This window comes from Pseudomonas sp. 51_B, from assembly GCF_017491595.1.
Lineage (GTDB): Bacteria > Pseudomonadota > Gammaproteobacteria > Pseudomonadales > Pseudomonadaceae > Aquipseudomonas > Aquipseudomonas promysalinigenes.
The window spans coordinates 1-241 of the sequence record NZ_JAFGYW010000601.1; the positions used below are offsets into that span (position 1 = coordinate 1).

Genomic DNA, 241 nt, shown 5'->3' on the forward strand with positions numbered 1-241 from the left:
TGGCCAACCGCAAGCCCGACCTGGACGGCGGTGTGTATGCCTATGCCAAGGCAGGCTTCGGCGATTACATGGGTTTCTCATCAGCATGGGGGTACTGGATCAGCGCCTGGCTAGGGAATGTCGGCTACTTCGTGCTGCTGTTCAGCACCCTGGGCTTCTACTTTCCAGTATTTGGCCAGGGCAATACGCCGGTTGCCATCGCTTGCGCCTCCGTGCTGCTGTGGGCCGTGCATTTTCTGGT

Annotated in this window: 1 protein-coding gene; it reads left to right on the forward strand. The window is 59.3% G+C overall.

Features of this window, described 5'->3' with window-relative positions; genetic code table 11:
- The coding region (locus tag J5M56_RS26365) for an amino acid permease (protein WP_207938232.1) at nt 1-241 on the forward strand (241 nt) is incomplete at both ends.